Genomic DNA, 13,731 nt, shown 5'->3' with positions numbered 1-13,731 from the left:
TCCATGTCGAGGCTCGTTCGCTCTCCAATCGAAGTCATTGCGGTTCTTGCCGGCATCGGCGGCGTTATGCTGGTGCTTTATGCCTGGCACCTGCCACCGTTCAGAAGCTCGGTCGAAATCACCGACGACGCCTATGTCAAGGGCTATGTCACGACCATCAGCCCGCAGGTCAGCGGCTATATCACCGACGTGCCGATCAAGGACTACAAGCTCGTCAAGCAGGGCGACGTTCTGACCAAGATCGATGACCGTATCTATCGGCAGAAGGTGGCGGAGGCGCACGCGACGCTTGACGGGCAGAAGGCGGCGCTCGCCAATTCGCAACAGCAGGAGCAGGCCGCCAAGGCCGGCATCGTCTCCAGCCAGGCGCAGATCGACAGCGCCAACGCCGCGCTGAAGCGCGCCCAGCTCGCCTGGGAGCGCGTGACGACGCTGGTGGCCAAGGGCGTGTCCACGACAAGCGATTCCGAGCAGGCGCAGGCGACGCTGCAGCAGGCGCAAGCAGCCGTCAACCAGGCGAAGGCGGCCCTTGACGTATCGCAACAGAACCTGACGACGATCATCGTCAACCGCGCCTCGCTGGAGGCCGGTGTCAGCGGCGCGGAAGCCGCCGTGCAGCTCGCCGATATCGATCTTCAGAATGCGACCATTGTTGCGCCGCAGGACGGCCGCGTCGGCGAGATCGGCGTGCGCCTCGGCCAATATGTGACGGCCGGAACGCAGCTCATGGGCCTGGTGCCGAAGGATATCTGGGTGATCGCCAATTTCAAGGAGACCCAGCTCGACGGCATGAAGCTCGATCAGCCCGTCACGATTTCCGTCGACGCGCTCGGACACCGCGAGATCAAGGGCCATATCCAGCGCTTCTCGCCGGCGGCTGGGTCTGAATTCGCCGTCATCAAGCCGGACAATGCCACCGGCAATTTCACCAAGGTCGCCCAGCGCATCGGCGTCAGAGTCAAGATCGATCAGGGGCAACCCTTGGCGGACCAACTGGCGCCTGGGATGTCCGTGGTCGTTTCGGTCGATAAGAACTCCCAGCCGGAGGTGGGCATCAACGACGACTAGAATGCTTCCGCATTTCCGCGAATCTCCCGTCATCTCATATCAGCAATGGTGTGATTGAAGCGGCTTGGTAGGCGGGATCTGCCGATTCGGCAGTTCCTCATGCCTTCGAGAATTGAAGGAGAACAAGTTCGTGGTTTCGCCTATGCCTTCCTATGCCGATCACATCGCCGATCCAGATCGATCCTGCGCGATCGTCGTCCATCGCGGCGTGTGGCGCGCCGCGCCAGAGAACAGCCTCCTGGCGATCGAAAGAGCCATATCGGCTGGCTACGAGGTGGTTGAAATCGACGTCCGGCGCAGCAGCGACGGCGAGCTCTTCCTGTTGCACGACGACACGCTCGAGCGAATGGCGGGTCTTAACCGCGAGCCGGAGACGCTGACGCTGCAGCAATTGTCGAGCCTGAAATTGCGCAATCGCGATGGCGGCGCGACGAATGAGTTCACTGGCGAAAGACTACCGAGCCTGAAGGAAGTCTTTGACCTGACGCGGGATCGCATTTTCATTCATCTTGACGTCAAGCACCGGGAGATGATCCCCGACGTCATCGCCTGCGCCCGATCGATGGGCGTTGACCAGCAGGTCGACTTCTGGGGAGACTTGAGGAACCATCAGGATCTTTCATGGATCCGCGAAAAGGTGGAACCACATGGCGTTCCCTTCATGGCCAAAACGCGGCTGAACGCAGCGGATGCGGCTTCCCAGCTCGACCTTCTCTTCAAGCTGAACCCGTTCCTGTGCGAAATCTATTTTGACCGGCTGGAGCAGGTCGTCGGGCAAGCGGCGCTTTTTCAGGAGCGCGGCATCGCTCTCTGGGTCAACACGCTCGATTCGGTCTCATGCGCCGGTTTTACCGATACCGCCGCGCTCAAGGATCCGGACGCTATATGGGGACGCCTGATCGATGCCGGCGTCTCCGCCATTCAAACCGATGAGCCGGAGGCCCTGAGAGCCTATATCGGCGCCAGGGCATGAACCCACACCAACGCAAAAAGAAAGCCCGGATCGTCCGATCCGGGCTTTCTCACATCCAGCAATGGACTGGAAATTATGCGTCGTCTTCTTCGGCATTGCCGTCGGCTTCCGGATCGAAGAAGTCTTCCGGACGCAGGGCGTCTTCGTCAACGCCGTAGATGGCGTCGGCGGAGGTGAGGGTCTCGCCCTTGGACTGGCGCTCGGCTTCTTCAGCGGAACGGGCAACGTTGAGCTCGATCTTGATTTCGACTTCTGCGTGAAGCCCGATCGCAACATCGTGCAGGCCGATGGCCTTGATCGGCGTGTTCATGTGAACCTGGCTACGGCCGATGTTGAAGCCTTCGGCGGCGAGGATTTCGACGACGTCACGGGCGGCGACCGAACCGTAGAGCTGGCCGGTTTCGCCAGCCGAGCGAACGACGATGAAGGACTTGCCGCCGAGAACGTCTGCGACCTTCTGGGCTTCGCTCTTGCGCTCCAGGTTACGGGCTTCGAGCGTGGCGCGCTCGGCTTCGAAGCGGGCCTTGTTGGCGGCATTGGCGCGGAGCGCCTTGCCGAGCGGCAGCAGGTAGTTACGGGCAAAGCCGTCGCGAACCTTGACGGTTTCGCCCATCTGGCCGAGCTTGGAGATACGCTCGAGAAGAATGACTTGCATTTTCTTGTTCCTTTCGATGTCAGATTTTCGTGTCTGTTGGTTTGGATGTGTCGGCATTCTTGTTCGGAGTGAGCGATATCGCCTTGCGGGTATCGTAGAGGCCGAGAACAAGGATGATGAGGAGCGGCAGCGTCAGCAGGAAAGATGCCAGATAGCAGAGGACAAGCACGGGTATGCGCCAGTCCTTGCCGCGCGTCCGGTAATGCAGCGACGCAAAGCCGGAAGTGATGAAGCCCGCGCCGAAGGCGCCGAGGACGGCGGCGGCAATCAGACCAACCACGCCGCCGAGGAACATGGCGACGATCGCCACGAGAAAGACGAAGATCGCGTTGCGGTTCATGCGCAGTGATGAGGGGATATCCTCCCTCGGGCGCAGATTATGCCTCGAGGCTGCAACGATGCGGATCGCCACATAATAGGCGGCCAGCAGCATCATGACCCAGATCATGCCCCAGACGACTGGGATCATGTAGAGCATCAGCGACTTCATCTTCGCGATCGCAATCGGATCGAGCTGAAGGTCGGGGGATTGCTGGTTCACCGCGCTGACGTAGGCGTCCACCACCTGGCCGACCAGATCGGCGTTGTAGCCCATGATCGCGCCGGCGATGATGACAGTTACCGCCGTGAGGCCGCAGAGATGCAGCATGATGTCGGAGATCGGATACCAGGCCATCAGGTGGTCCGGGCCCCCGAGCTCGGAAGCGGGACGCGCCAGATTGGCGAGATGGCTGAGCCAGGCAGGTATCAGCGTCAGTACAAGTGTAAATACTCCGAAATACATCGACTGCCAGACGGCGCCGATGACACTTGCCACCACGACAGCGACGACAACGGCCACGTTGCCCCAGCCGAGGCCGACGAGCAGGATAGGGAGGGCGGAAAGCGCGCCGAACAGAATAAACAGCAATGGCTGAGTAGTCGCGCCATACACGAGTAGGGCGGCGGTCAGACCGGCAAGCGCGCCGATACCAAGCTCTTTTGCACTCAACTGTTTCACGTCGCTGTCCTGCTTCGTATCGAGCAGTTAGAGGATGCTTCCGAACCTCGGTTCTGAAAGCCGTCCCCAACATGGGGTTTCAAGGTCCCGATCCGCGCCCACCGCGAAAAGGGGAAGGGAAGGCATGACTGCCTTCCCTCAAATCATATCAGCGTCGGCGCTTACTAGGCGAGGACGTAGGGCAGCAGGCCGAGGAAACGGGCGCGCTTGATCGCCTGGGCGAGTTCGCGCTGCTTCTTCTGGGAAACGGCCGTGATGCGGGAAGGAACGATCTTGCCGCGCTCGGAAATATAGCGCTGCAGGAGACGGACGTCCTTGTAGTCGATGCGCGGCGCATTGGCGCCCGAGAACGGGCAGGTCTTGCGGCGGCGATGGAACGGGCGGCGGACCGGTGCGGAGGAAACTTCAGACATTGTTCAAAATCTCCTTATACGCGGTCTTCGCGCGGACGGCGCGGACGGTCGTCGCGGTCACCACGATCCGGGCGCGGACCACGGTCACGGTCGCCGAAGCTACGCTCCGGACGGTCGCCATCGCGGCGCGGACGGTCGTCACGGTCGCGCTTCTGCATCATGGCCGACGGGCCTTCTTCATGCTTTTCAACAGCGATCGTCATGTAACGCAGGACGTCTTCGCTGATGCGCATCTGGCGTTCCATTTCCTGGACCGCAGCGGCCGGCGCATCGATGTCCATCAGGGCGTAATGAGCCTTGCGGTTCTTCTTGATGCGATAGGTAAGGGACTTGAGGCCCCAGTTTTCGATACGCCCGACTTTACCGCCGTTAGCTTCGATGACACCCTTGTACTGTTCTACGAGGGCGTCGACCTGCTGAGTGGAGATATCCTGTCGAGCAAGGAATACATGTTCATAAAGAGCCATGGATAGCTTTGCCTTTCTTGCGTTGATCTGAACCCGGGCTCTAGCGGCTAAGCCTCAACGACTGCTCCTGAGAGGGATAACCCCAAGCAAGAAAAGCGTTTCCGAGACGGTCGAGAGCGGAGACACGGGAGGCTGGAACGCTTCCGTTCCGACGATTTTCCCAAAAGAAAACCGGCCCTCCGTTCAGCCACCAGCCAGAAGACCGGGTTGCGAACAGGGCGGCTTATACGGACTTTTGCGGGAAAGGCAATAGGAGGGGCGAAATTGGGTTGTTTTGCGCAAAGGCAGCAGCCATCAGGGCAATTCGCATGCCGGTGTCCCGTCGCATTGCATGCAGCCCGCTCTCCCGTCATGATGGCATACATCAATTTCGGCCAACACGGACTGTTCATGCGCATCTTTCTCGTCCGCCACGGCGAATCCCTCGGCAACATCGATGAGCGGGCCTATCGGCAGTTCGGCGATCACAATGTGCCATTGACCGAGTGGGGTTATCGGCAGGTGCTGGAGGCGGGACGGGCCATCGCCGCCTATCTGAAGGCATTGCCGAGCGCCGAATTGCGCAAGCTGAGCATCTGGCATTCGCCGTTCTTGAGGACACGACAGAGCAAGGATGCCTTGCTGGAGGTTCTGCCCGCCGAGCTGATCGGGGACATTCGGGAGGACTATCTGTTGCGTGAGCAGGATTTCGGGCTTTTCACCGAAATCTACGATCATGCCGAACAGAAACGGAAATTTCCCGACGAGTTCGAGAAGTGGGCGAGGCTGCGCAACAATAGCGGCAAGTTCTATGCGCGGCCGCCTGACGGCGAGAGCCGGGCGGATGTTGCCCAACGTGTTCGCCTGTTTCTACAAACCGTCATGCACGACGCCGAAAACGGAAAGAACAATGTCATCATCGTCGGCCATGGCGTCACCAACCGGGCCTTTGAAATGAATTTCCTACATTGTCCCGTCGATTGGTTCGAGCGCTCGGACAATCCGGGGAATGCCGACGTCACGCTGATCGAAGGGCGACATTCCGCAGACTACAGATCGATCCTGCTCCATAAGGCCTCGGATCGCGGGCAGGGGCAGGACGAGTTGCGTGAAGCGCATGGCTCCGAATTGATGCTCGCGCCAAAAGATCGTGCAATAGACCACCCGTAACGGCCGCTTCTTCCGGCCGCCACGGTCTGTCCATTTGCTACGCCTCACATCGGCATCGGATACTTCCGGTGGACCTGTTCGATCTCGGCCAATACCTCCGCGGGCAAGGTCACGTAAGCTGCGGCGATATCGGTCTCGAGCTGCGCCGTCGTCGTGGCGCCGATGATCACTGACGTCATGAACGGCTTGGTGAGGCAATAGGCGAGCGCCAGCTTGGACGGGTCGAGATCGTGCTTGGCGGCGATCTCGAGGTAAGCCTTGACCGCGGGTTCCTGCAGCGGCTGCAGGCGGCCGCCGATGTCGTGGTTGATCGAGCCGCGCGAGCCGGCAGGCCGTGCGCCGCCGACATATTTGCCGCTGAGGATGCCGCCGGCGAGCGGCGAATAGGCGAGCAGGCCGACATCCTCATGATGCGAAAGCTCGGCCAGATCGAGATCGAAATGCCGGTAGAGCAGATTGTATTCGTTCTGCGTGGAGACGACGCGCGGCAGGCCCTTTTGTTCGGAAATCGTCAGATATTTCTGGATGCCCCAGGTCGTCTCGTTGGAAAGGCCGAGGGCACGGATCTTGCCGGCCTTCACCATCTCGCCCATCGTCTCCAGGATCTCGGTGATATCGGCGACGGCCTTCTCGCGGTCCTGCGTAAAGGGGTTGTAGCGCCAGTTCTGGCGGAAGTGGAAATGGCCGCGGTTCGGCCAATGAACTTGATAGAGGTCGATATAATCGGTTTTCAGCCGCTTCAGGCTGCTGTCGATCGCCGCGCGGATATTGGCGGCATCCGCGCCCTGACCGCCGCGCAAATAGTCGCGCCCAGGGCCGGCGACCTTGGTGGCGAGCACGACGTCCTTGCGCTTGCCGGTCTTTTCGAACCAGGTGCCGATATACTCCTCGGTACGGCCTTGGGTCTCCGCGCCGACGGGCGTCGTCGGATACATTTCGGCGGTGTCGAAGAAATTGACGCCTTTATGGAGAGCGTAATCCATCTGATCATGCGCTTCGGCTTCGCTATTCTGCGTGCCCCAGGTCATCGTGCCCAGGCAAATTTGCGAAACGGAAATATCGGTGCGGCCTAAATTCTTATATTTCATGGGAAAACCTTGGAGATAGGGGAAATTCATGATGAAGAGAGTTGCGAGAATTTAGGCGTGAATTGAGCGAGCGCAAGAAGAAAATCGCTGCGTCCCGCGAGCGCAAAAGCCGTTGGCTGCGGGGTTTACGCTATTGACTCCGCCGCAAACAATGTCATTGGGAAGCGAAACGACCCCAAAAGGACGCTTGATAATGACTGTTGCTTTCACATTTCCCGGCCAGGGCAGCCAGGCCGTCGGCATGGGCAAGGACCTTGCCGACAATTTCGCCGAAGCGCGCGCCGTCTTCGAGGAAGTTGATGAAGCGCTCGGTGAAAAGCTCTCCGACGTCATCTTCAATGGCCCGGAAGACAGACTGACGCTGACGGCCAATGCGCAGCCGGCGCTGATGGCCGTGTCGCTCGCCGTCATTCGTGTTCTGCAGGCCCGCGGCCTCGATCTGAAGAGCAAGGTCTCCTATGTCGCCGGCCACTCGCTCGGCGAATATTCGGCGCTCTGCGCCGCCGGCACCTTCTCGCTCGCCGATACAGCGCGGCTGCTGCGCATTCGCGGCAACGCCATGCAGGCGGCAGTCCCCGTTGGCGTCGGCGCCATGGCTGCGATCATCGGGCTCGAACATGCCGATGTCGCCGCCGTCTGTGCCGAAGCTTCCGCGCTCGGCGCCTGTCAGATCGCCAACGACAATGGCGGCGGCCAGATCGTCATTTCCGGCGAGAAGGCGCCCGTCGAGAAGGCAGCCGAGCTGGCAACCGCCAAGGGCGCCAAGCGCGCCATCCTGCTGCCGGTTTCCGCCCCCTTCCATTCCGCGCTGATGGCGCCGGCCGCAGAGGCGATGCGCGAGGCGCTGGCCGGCGTTGCCAAGGCCAATCCGGTCGTGCCCGTCATCGCCAATGTCAAGGCCGCTCCGGTGACCGATGCCGAAGAGATCGCCAGGCTGCTCGTCGAGCAGGTTACCGGCCAGGTGCGCTGGCGCGAGACGGTGGAATGGTTTGCTGCCAACAACGTGACAACATTATATGAAATTGGCGCCGGCAAGGTGCTGACGGGCCTGGCGCGCCGCATCGACAAATCGGTCAACGGCATCGCCGTCAACAATGCTGCTGATATCGACACGGCGCTTGGCGTATTGCTCGGCTGACAGAGATTAAGGAACGAGGGACAAACATGCTTGATTTGACCGGCCGCAAGGCCCTGGTAACCGGCTCATCCGGCGGCATCGGCGAAGAGATCGCCCGGCTCCTGCACAAGCAGGGCGCCATTGTCGGCCTGCATGGCACGCGCGTCGAGAGGCTGGAGGCATTGGCCGCCGAGTTGGGCGACCGCGTCAAGATCTTCCCGGCCAATCTGTCGGATCGCGACGAGGTCAAGGCGCTCGGTGCCAAGGCCGAAGAAGAGCTCGGCGGCGTCGATATTCTCGTCAACAATGCCGGCATCACCAAGGACGGCCTGTTCGTGCGCATGAGCGACGAGGACTGGGATGCCGTACTGGAAGTCAATCTCACCGCCGTCTTCCGGCTGACACGCGAGCTGACCCATCCGATGATGCGCCGCCGCTATGGCCGCATCATCAACATCACCTCCGTCGTCGGCGTGACGGGCAATCCCGGCCAGGCCAATTATTGTGCCTCGAAGGCCGGCATGATCGGCTTCACCAAGTCGCTGGCGCAGGAAATCGCGAGCCGCAACGTCACCGTCAACTGTGTCGCCCCCGGCTTCATCGAGAGCGCCATGACCGGCAAGCTGAACGACAAGCAGAAGGAAGCCATCATGGGTGCCATTCCCATGAAGCGCATGGGCAACGGCGCGGAAGTCGCTTCCGCGGTCGCCTATCTTGCGTCCTCCGAAGCCAGCTACGTCACCGGCCAGACGATCCACGTCAACGGCGGCATGGCAATGATCTAAAGGGAATTGCTATTGGAGGGAACTTTCCCTCCAATAGCATGTTGAGCAACCCGGAGCCGGCTATTTTCTGGCTTTGCGACGGACTTAAACCGTGTTAAGCGGGCCATGACTGTGAACAGTCGTCCCGAAAATGCAGACGGACGGCGCCGCGCTTTTGGCGGCTCGGCCGGATCTCAGCGCCGGGTTGTACGGGTTTGCCAGCGGCGCCAGAACAGGTGCTGCAGGCTTGAATTAGGGTAGGGATGTCACAGGGCATTCTGATCAGGACATAAGGTCGAGGAAACCGACATGAGCGATATCGCAGAACGCGTAAAGAAAATTGTTGTTGATCATCTTGGCGTTGACGCCGACAAGGTCGTTGAAAGCGCAAGCTTCATCGACGATCTGGGTGCGGACTCGCTCGACACGGTCGAACTGGTCATGGCCTTCGAAGAAGAATTCGGCGTTGAAATCCCCGATGACGCTGCTGACTCGATCCTGACGGTCGGCGACGCGGTAAAGTTCATTGAGAAGGCTCAGGCCTAATCTTTCGTACTTTTTGAATGGGCGGGCTCAAGAGTCCGCCCTATTTCGTCCCGCGACGTCGGGCGCACCATATTTATACGCATATCATCATAAGAAGACGGGGGTCTGAGGGCGATGAGACGTGTCGTTATCACGGGTACCGGCATGGTATCACCTTTGGGCTGCGGCACGGAGGTGTCCTGGTCGCGTTTGATCGCCGGGCACAACGGCGCGCGCCTCGTGACCGAATTCGAGGTCGAGGATCTCGCCGCGAAGATCGCATGCCGCATTCCGTTTGGCGACGGCACCGACGGCACTTTCAATGCTGACGACTGGATGGAGCCGAAGGAGCAGCGCAAGGTCGACCCCTTCATCATCTATGGCATGGCAGCTGCCGATATGGCGCTGGCAGACGCCGAATGGCACCCGGCCACGGACGAGGACCAGATCGCGACCGGCGTCATGATCGGCTCCGGCATCGGCGGCCTCGAAGGTATCGTCGAGGCCGGCTATACGCTGCGCGACAAGGGCCCGCGCCGCATCTCGCCCTTCTTCATTCCCGGACGCCTCATCAACCTCGTTTCCGGCCAGGTTTCCATCCGTCACAAGCTGCGCGGCCCGAACCACGCCGTCGTCACGGCCTGCTCGACCGGTGCGCATGCCATCGGCGATGCGGCCCGCCTGATCATGCTGGGCGATGCCGATGTCATGGTCGCGGGCGGCGCCGAAGCTCCGGTCTGCCGTATCTCGCTTGCCGGCTTTGCCGCGTGCAAGGCGCTGTCGACGGAATATAATGACGACCCGCAGAGAGCTTCGCGCCCCTATGACCGCGACCGTGACGGCTTCGTGATGGGCGAGGGCGCTGGCGTCGTTGTTCTGGAAGAGTTGGAACACGCCAAGGCTCGCGGCGCCAAGATCTACGCCGAAGTTGTGGGATACGGCCTTTCCGGCGACGCCTATCACATCACCGCTCCGTCGGCGGACGGCGAGGGTGCATTCCGCTGCATGACATCGGCTTTGAAGCGCGCCGGTCTGACGCCGGCGGATGTCGACTATATCAATGCACATGGCACCTCGACCATGGCCGACACGATCGAACTCGGCGCCGTCGAGCGGCTGGTCGGCGATGCCGCGTCCAGCATCTCCATGTCGTCCACCAAGTCGGCGACAGGCCATCTGCTCGGGGCGGCCGGTGCGATCGAGGCGATCTTCGCCACGCTCGCCATTCGCGACAACATCGTTCCGCCAACGCTCAATCTCGACAATCCGGAACGCGAGACCGCCATCGATCTTGTTCCGCACAAGGCCCGCAAGCGGGACGTCAATGTCGCACTGTCCAACTCCTTCGGGTTCGGCGGCACGAACGCATCGCTTGTCCTGCGCCGTTATGAGGCATAATAACAGCGCGTAAATGCGAAAGCGGGAATGCTCTTCGGCAAGCCTGCGCGCTGTCCTCGAATTTTATCGCGCCCCATGCATCCCGGGGATGCGCCGCGGTAATGTCTGATCGGTCGAAGGCGAAGCTTCATACGGCTCCGCCTTATCCTCTGAACCTGTTTTTTGCCGCATTGCTTGGCCAAAGAGCAGGCAATCACGAAAAGGAAGGGATTGCCGGTGAGCGATACGAACCAGAGCAACGGAACTCCGAACGGACAGAAGGGGCCGATCATACCGAAATCGGCAAGCGAAGCCCTGCGTCCGGAGCGTGTTCCGGATCCGCCGAAGCGTTCACGCAAAGCCCGCAGTCAGATGGTGATCTTCCTGAACTTCCTGATGACGTTGGCGATTTTCGTCGTCGTCGCGGCCGTAGCAGGCACATATTATGCTTTCTCTGTTTACCAGAGCCCAGGCCCGCTGACGACCAATACGAATTTCATCGTCCGTAACGGCGCGGGCCTGAACGAAATAGCCAATCGTCTCGAATCCAACAATATCATCAGCGATCAGCGCATCTTCCGTTGGCTGACGACCACTTATCTGCATGACGGCGAAACCTTGCGGGCCGGCGAATACGAGATCAAGGCGAGCGCTTCCATGAAGGACATCATGGAACTGCTGAAATCGGGCAAATCCATCCTCTATTCGGTCACTTTGCCCGAGGGTCTGACCGTGCGGCAGATCTTCAACAAGCTGCAGGCCGATCCCGTGCTCGAAGGTGATTTGCCATCTGCCCTGCCGGGAGAGGGCAGCCTGAGGCCCGACACCTACAAGTTCACGCGCGGCACCAAGCGCACGGAAATTATCCAGCAGATGGCGGCCGCGCAAGACAAGCTGGTCGAGCAGATCTGGGATAAGCGGGACCCGAACCTGCAGCTGGCGAACAAGCAGGATTTCGTCACGCTGGCCTCCATCGTCGAGAAGGAAACCGGTCTGGCGGATGAGCGCGCCCATGTCGCTTCCGTCTTCCTGAACCGCCTCGGCAAGGGCATGCGCCTGCAGTCGGATCCGACGATCATCTATGGTCTCTTCGGCGGGGAGGGGAAGCCTTCCGATCGCCCGATCTACCAGTCGGATCTGAAGAAAGAGACGCCTTATAACACTTATATCATCAAGGGCCTGCCGCCGACGCCGATCGCAAATCCCGGCAAGGATGCACTGGAAGCCGTCGCCAACCCCTGGAAGAGCCAGGATCTCTACTTCGTGGCGGATGGCACGGGCGGCCATGTCTTCGCCGCGACGCTGGAAGAGCACAACGCCAACGTCAAGCGCTGGCGCAAGCTTGCCGCCGAAAAGGGTGAAGATCCGAGCACCATCGCGGTTGACGGTCAGCCCGATGACGCTGCCGCAACCACTACCGGTTCGGGCACCCAGCAGAAAAAGAAGACGAACTGATCCTTGCTGCGCCATGGCCTCATTGAAGCGGTGGCGCGGATTCACTTTACATTGGTCCATAATCCGATGATTTTCAGCGGATTATGGATAGGAATTATCGGAGGCTTGCATGGCATTGCAGTCCATGACGGGTTTTGCCCGGCGTGAAGGTACGAGCGGGCGCAGTCGCTGGGCATGGGAATTGCGGTCGGTGAACGGCAAGGGGCTGGATGTCCGCCTGCGGTTGCCGCCAGGACTGGAGCGTTTGGAAACCGATGTCCGCAAGCTGATTGCCGACCGGTTTTCGCGCGGCAACCTGCAGGTCGGCCTGTCGCTATCCGTCGAGGAAAGCCGGGTGGAGGTCGTGGTGAACCAGGAGGCGCTGGCGGCCGTGCTGGCGCTGCGCGATCAGCTTGCCGGCATCGTCGATCCCGCGCCTCTGAGGCTGGATAGCCTCATGGCTGTTCGTGGGCTTGTCGAGTTCAAGGAGGCTGAAGAAGGCGAAGAAGTGCTTGCGGCACGCGACGCCGACATCATCTCCGGTCTTGAGGAGGCCCTTGGCGATCTCAGCGACATGCGCGGACGGGAAGGCCGGGCGCTTGGCCAGATCCTGCTCGGTCAGGTCGCAACCATCGAGGCGCTGACAGCTGTGGTCGAGCAAGATCCCTCGCGCTCACCGCGGGAGATCGCCGTGAGACTTGCGGCACAGGTTGCCACGCTTCTGGACGGCTCGTCGGGCCTCGATCGCGACAGGCTGCATGCCGAGGCTGCCCTTCTCGCCACCAGGGCCGATCTTCGCGAGGAGATCGACCGCCTGAAGGCTCATGTGGCGGCGGCGCGCGATCTCCTTTCCAAAGGCGGCCCCGTCGGCCGCAAGCTCGATTTTCTTGCACAGGAATTTAACCGGGAATCGAATACCATCTGTTCGAAGTCGAATACCGCCGCGGTTACCGCAGCCGGCATCGAACTGAAGGTGGTCATCGATCAGTTCCGCGAACAGGTCCAGAATTTGGAGTAGGCTATGAAGCCGGCGACATCCACATCCATTCCGATTGCCCGCCGGGGGCTGATGCTCGCGATTTCCTCGCCATCCGGTGCAGGCAAATCGACGATCGCGCGTACCCTGCTGGACAAGGATAAGCAGGTAAGCCTCTCCGTCAGCGTCACGACGCGGCAGCGCCGGCCGAGCGAAATCGAAGGTGTGCATTATCATTTCGTTTCGCAGCGCGAGTTCGAGCGACTTCGCGATTCCGACTCGCTGCTCGAATGGGCCGAGGTGCATGGCAATTTTTATGGGACGCCGCGCGAACCGGTGGAGACGGCGATGGCCGAAGGGCGTGACATGCTTTTCGACATCGACTGGCAGGGCGCCCAGCAACTGCAGGAAAAGATGCCGGCGGACGTCGTTTCCATCTTCGTGCTGCCCCCAACGATGACGGAGCTGCAATCGCGCCTGCATCGCCGCGCCGAGGATTCGGAAGAGGTCATCGCCATGCGTCTCGCCAATTCCCGCGCCGAGATCGCGCATTGGCGCGAATACGACTACGTCATCGTCAACGATGACCTTAACGTCGCCTTCGACGCCGTGCAGTCGATCGTCAAGGCCGAGCGCCTGCGCCGCGATCGCCGGCACGGCATGTTCGATTTCGTTCGAGATTTGCTGGAAGAAACGCCGAAGCGCTGAGGCTGATCGGAAGCTCT

At 60.7% G+C, this 13,731-nt stretch carries 15 protein-coding genes; 10 read left to right on the top strand and 5 right to left on the bottom strand.

Annotated elements, in window-relative coordinates:
* The first annotated feature begins 3 nt into the window (after positions 1-3).
* Both GA0061101_RS00730 and GA0061101_RS00725 read left to right on the top strand, forming a co-directional pair.
* Positions 4-1,068, top strand: coding sequence for an HlyD family secretion protein (locus GA0061101_RS00730; RefSeq protein ID WP_092572813.1), 1,065 nt, complete (start codon positions 4-6; stop codon positions 1,066-1,068).
* 130 nt (positions 1,069-1,198) lie between these two features.
* Positions 1,199-2,041, top strand: a complete 843-nt coding sequence (locus GA0061101_RS00725) for a glycerophosphodiester phosphodiesterase family protein (protein ID WP_312865265.1) — start codon at positions 1,199-1,201, stop codon at positions 2,039-2,041.
* Positions 2,042-2,114: 73 nt separating this feature from the next.
* Here GA0061101_RS00725 and rplI read toward each other — a convergent pair whose 3' ends face one another.
* The 4 genes from rplI to rpsF form a co-directional block, all read right to left on the bottom strand.
* The gene (gene rplI / locus GA0061101_RS00720; protein WP_037193962.1) at positions 2,115-2,696 is read right to left on the bottom strand and encodes a 50S ribosomal protein L9; all 582 of its coding nucleotides are present in this window, start codon (positions 2,694-2,696) and stop codon (positions 2,115-2,117) included.
* Positions 2,697-2,715: 19 nt separating this feature from the next.
* Positions 2,716-3,696: a DUF2232 domain-containing protein gene (locus tag GA0061101_RS00715; protein WP_092572812.1), complete on the bottom strand. Its 981-nt coding sequence runs from the start codon at positions 3,694-3,696 to the stop codon at positions 2,716-2,718.
* A gap of 164 nt (positions 3,697-3,860) precedes the next feature.
* Positions 3,861-4,109 (bottom strand): 30S ribosomal protein S18, encoded by a 249-nt coding sequence (gene rpsR / locus GA0061101_RS00710; RefSeq protein ID WP_034507767.1) that lies wholly within the window; start codon positions 4,107-4,109, stop codon positions 3,861-3,863.
* Between the two features lie 14 nt (positions 4,110-4,123).
* A complete protein-coding gene (gene rpsF, locus GA0061101_RS00705; RefSeq protein WP_037193968.1) occupies positions 4,124-4,576 on the bottom strand; it encodes a 30S ribosomal protein S6 in 453 nt (150 codons plus the stop codon).
* 390 nt (positions 4,577-4,966) lie between these two features.
* On the opposite strand from rpsF, the gene GA0061101_RS00700 reads away from it, so the two are divergent.
* Positions 4,967-5,725: a histidine phosphatase family protein gene (locus tag GA0061101_RS00700; protein ID WP_092573002.1), complete on the top strand. Its 759-nt coding sequence runs from the start codon at positions 4,967-4,969 to the stop codon at positions 5,723-5,725.
* A 44-nt stretch (positions 5,726-5,769) separates the two neighbouring features.
* Here GA0061101_RS00700 and GA0061101_RS00695 read toward each other — a convergent pair whose 3' ends face one another.
* Positions 5,770-6,813, bottom strand: a complete 1,044-nt coding sequence (locus GA0061101_RS00695; protein WP_092573001.1) for an aldo/keto reductase — start codon at positions 6,811-6,813, stop codon at positions 5,770-5,772.
* Positions 6,814-7,006: 193 nt separating this feature from the next.
* Between GA0061101_RS00695 and fabD the strand changes: the two genes are divergently transcribed.
* The 7 genes from fabD to gmk all read left to right on the top strand — a co-directional run bounded on the left by fabD (position 7,007) and on the right by gmk (position 13,714).
* Positions 7,007-7,951 (top strand): ACP S-malonyltransferase, encoded by a 945-nt coding sequence (gene fabD / locus GA0061101_RS00690; protein WP_037193971.1) that lies wholly within the window; start codon positions 7,007-7,009, stop codon positions 7,949-7,951.
* Between the two features lie 26 nt (positions 7,952-7,977).
* Positions 7,978-8,715, top strand: coding sequence for a 3-oxoacyl-[acyl-carrier-protein] reductase (gene fabG, locus GA0061101_RS00685; protein WP_037193973.1), 738 nt, complete (start codon positions 7,978-7,980; stop codon positions 8,713-8,715).
* A 288-nt stretch (positions 8,716-9,003) separates the two neighbouring features.
* Positions 9,004-9,240: an acyl carrier protein gene (locus GA0061101_RS00680; protein ID WP_004122114.1), complete on the top strand. Its 237-nt coding sequence runs from the start codon at positions 9,004-9,006 to the stop codon at positions 9,238-9,240.
* Positions 9,241-9,354: 114 nt separating this feature from the next.
* Positions 9,355-10,617 (top strand): beta-ketoacyl-ACP synthase II, encoded by a 1,263-nt coding sequence (gene fabF, locus GA0061101_RS00675; RefSeq protein WP_037193978.1) that lies wholly within the window; start codon positions 9,355-9,357, stop codon positions 10,615-10,617.
* A 216-nt stretch (positions 10,618-10,833) separates the two neighbouring features.
* Positions 10,834-12,051, top strand: coding sequence for an endolytic transglycosylase MltG (gene mltG, locus GA0061101_RS00670; RefSeq protein ID WP_037194404.1), 1,218 nt, complete (start codon positions 10,834-10,836; stop codon positions 12,049-12,051).
* Positions 12,052-12,160: 109 nt separating this feature from the next.
* Positions 12,161-13,048, top strand: coding sequence for a YicC/YloC family endoribonuclease (locus GA0061101_RS00665; RefSeq protein WP_037193980.1), 888 nt, complete (start codon positions 12,161-12,163; stop codon positions 13,046-13,048).
* Between the two features lie 3 nt (positions 13,049-13,051).
* Positions 13,052-13,714 (top strand): guanylate kinase, encoded by a 663-nt coding sequence (gmk, locus tag GA0061101_RS00660; RefSeq protein WP_034507754.1) that lies wholly within the window; start codon positions 13,052-13,054, stop codon positions 13,712-13,714.
* Positions 13,715-13,731: the final 17 nt, after the last annotated feature.

The sequence above is a fragment of the Martinezella lusitana genome (assembly GCF_900094565.1).
Classification (GTDB): Bacteria; Pseudomonadota; Alphaproteobacteria; order Rhizobiales; family Rhizobiaceae; genus Rhizobium; species Rhizobium lusitanum.
The sequence above is the reverse complement of the archived record's forward strand: the minus strand, read 5'-3'. Positions and strand labels throughout refer to the sequence as shown.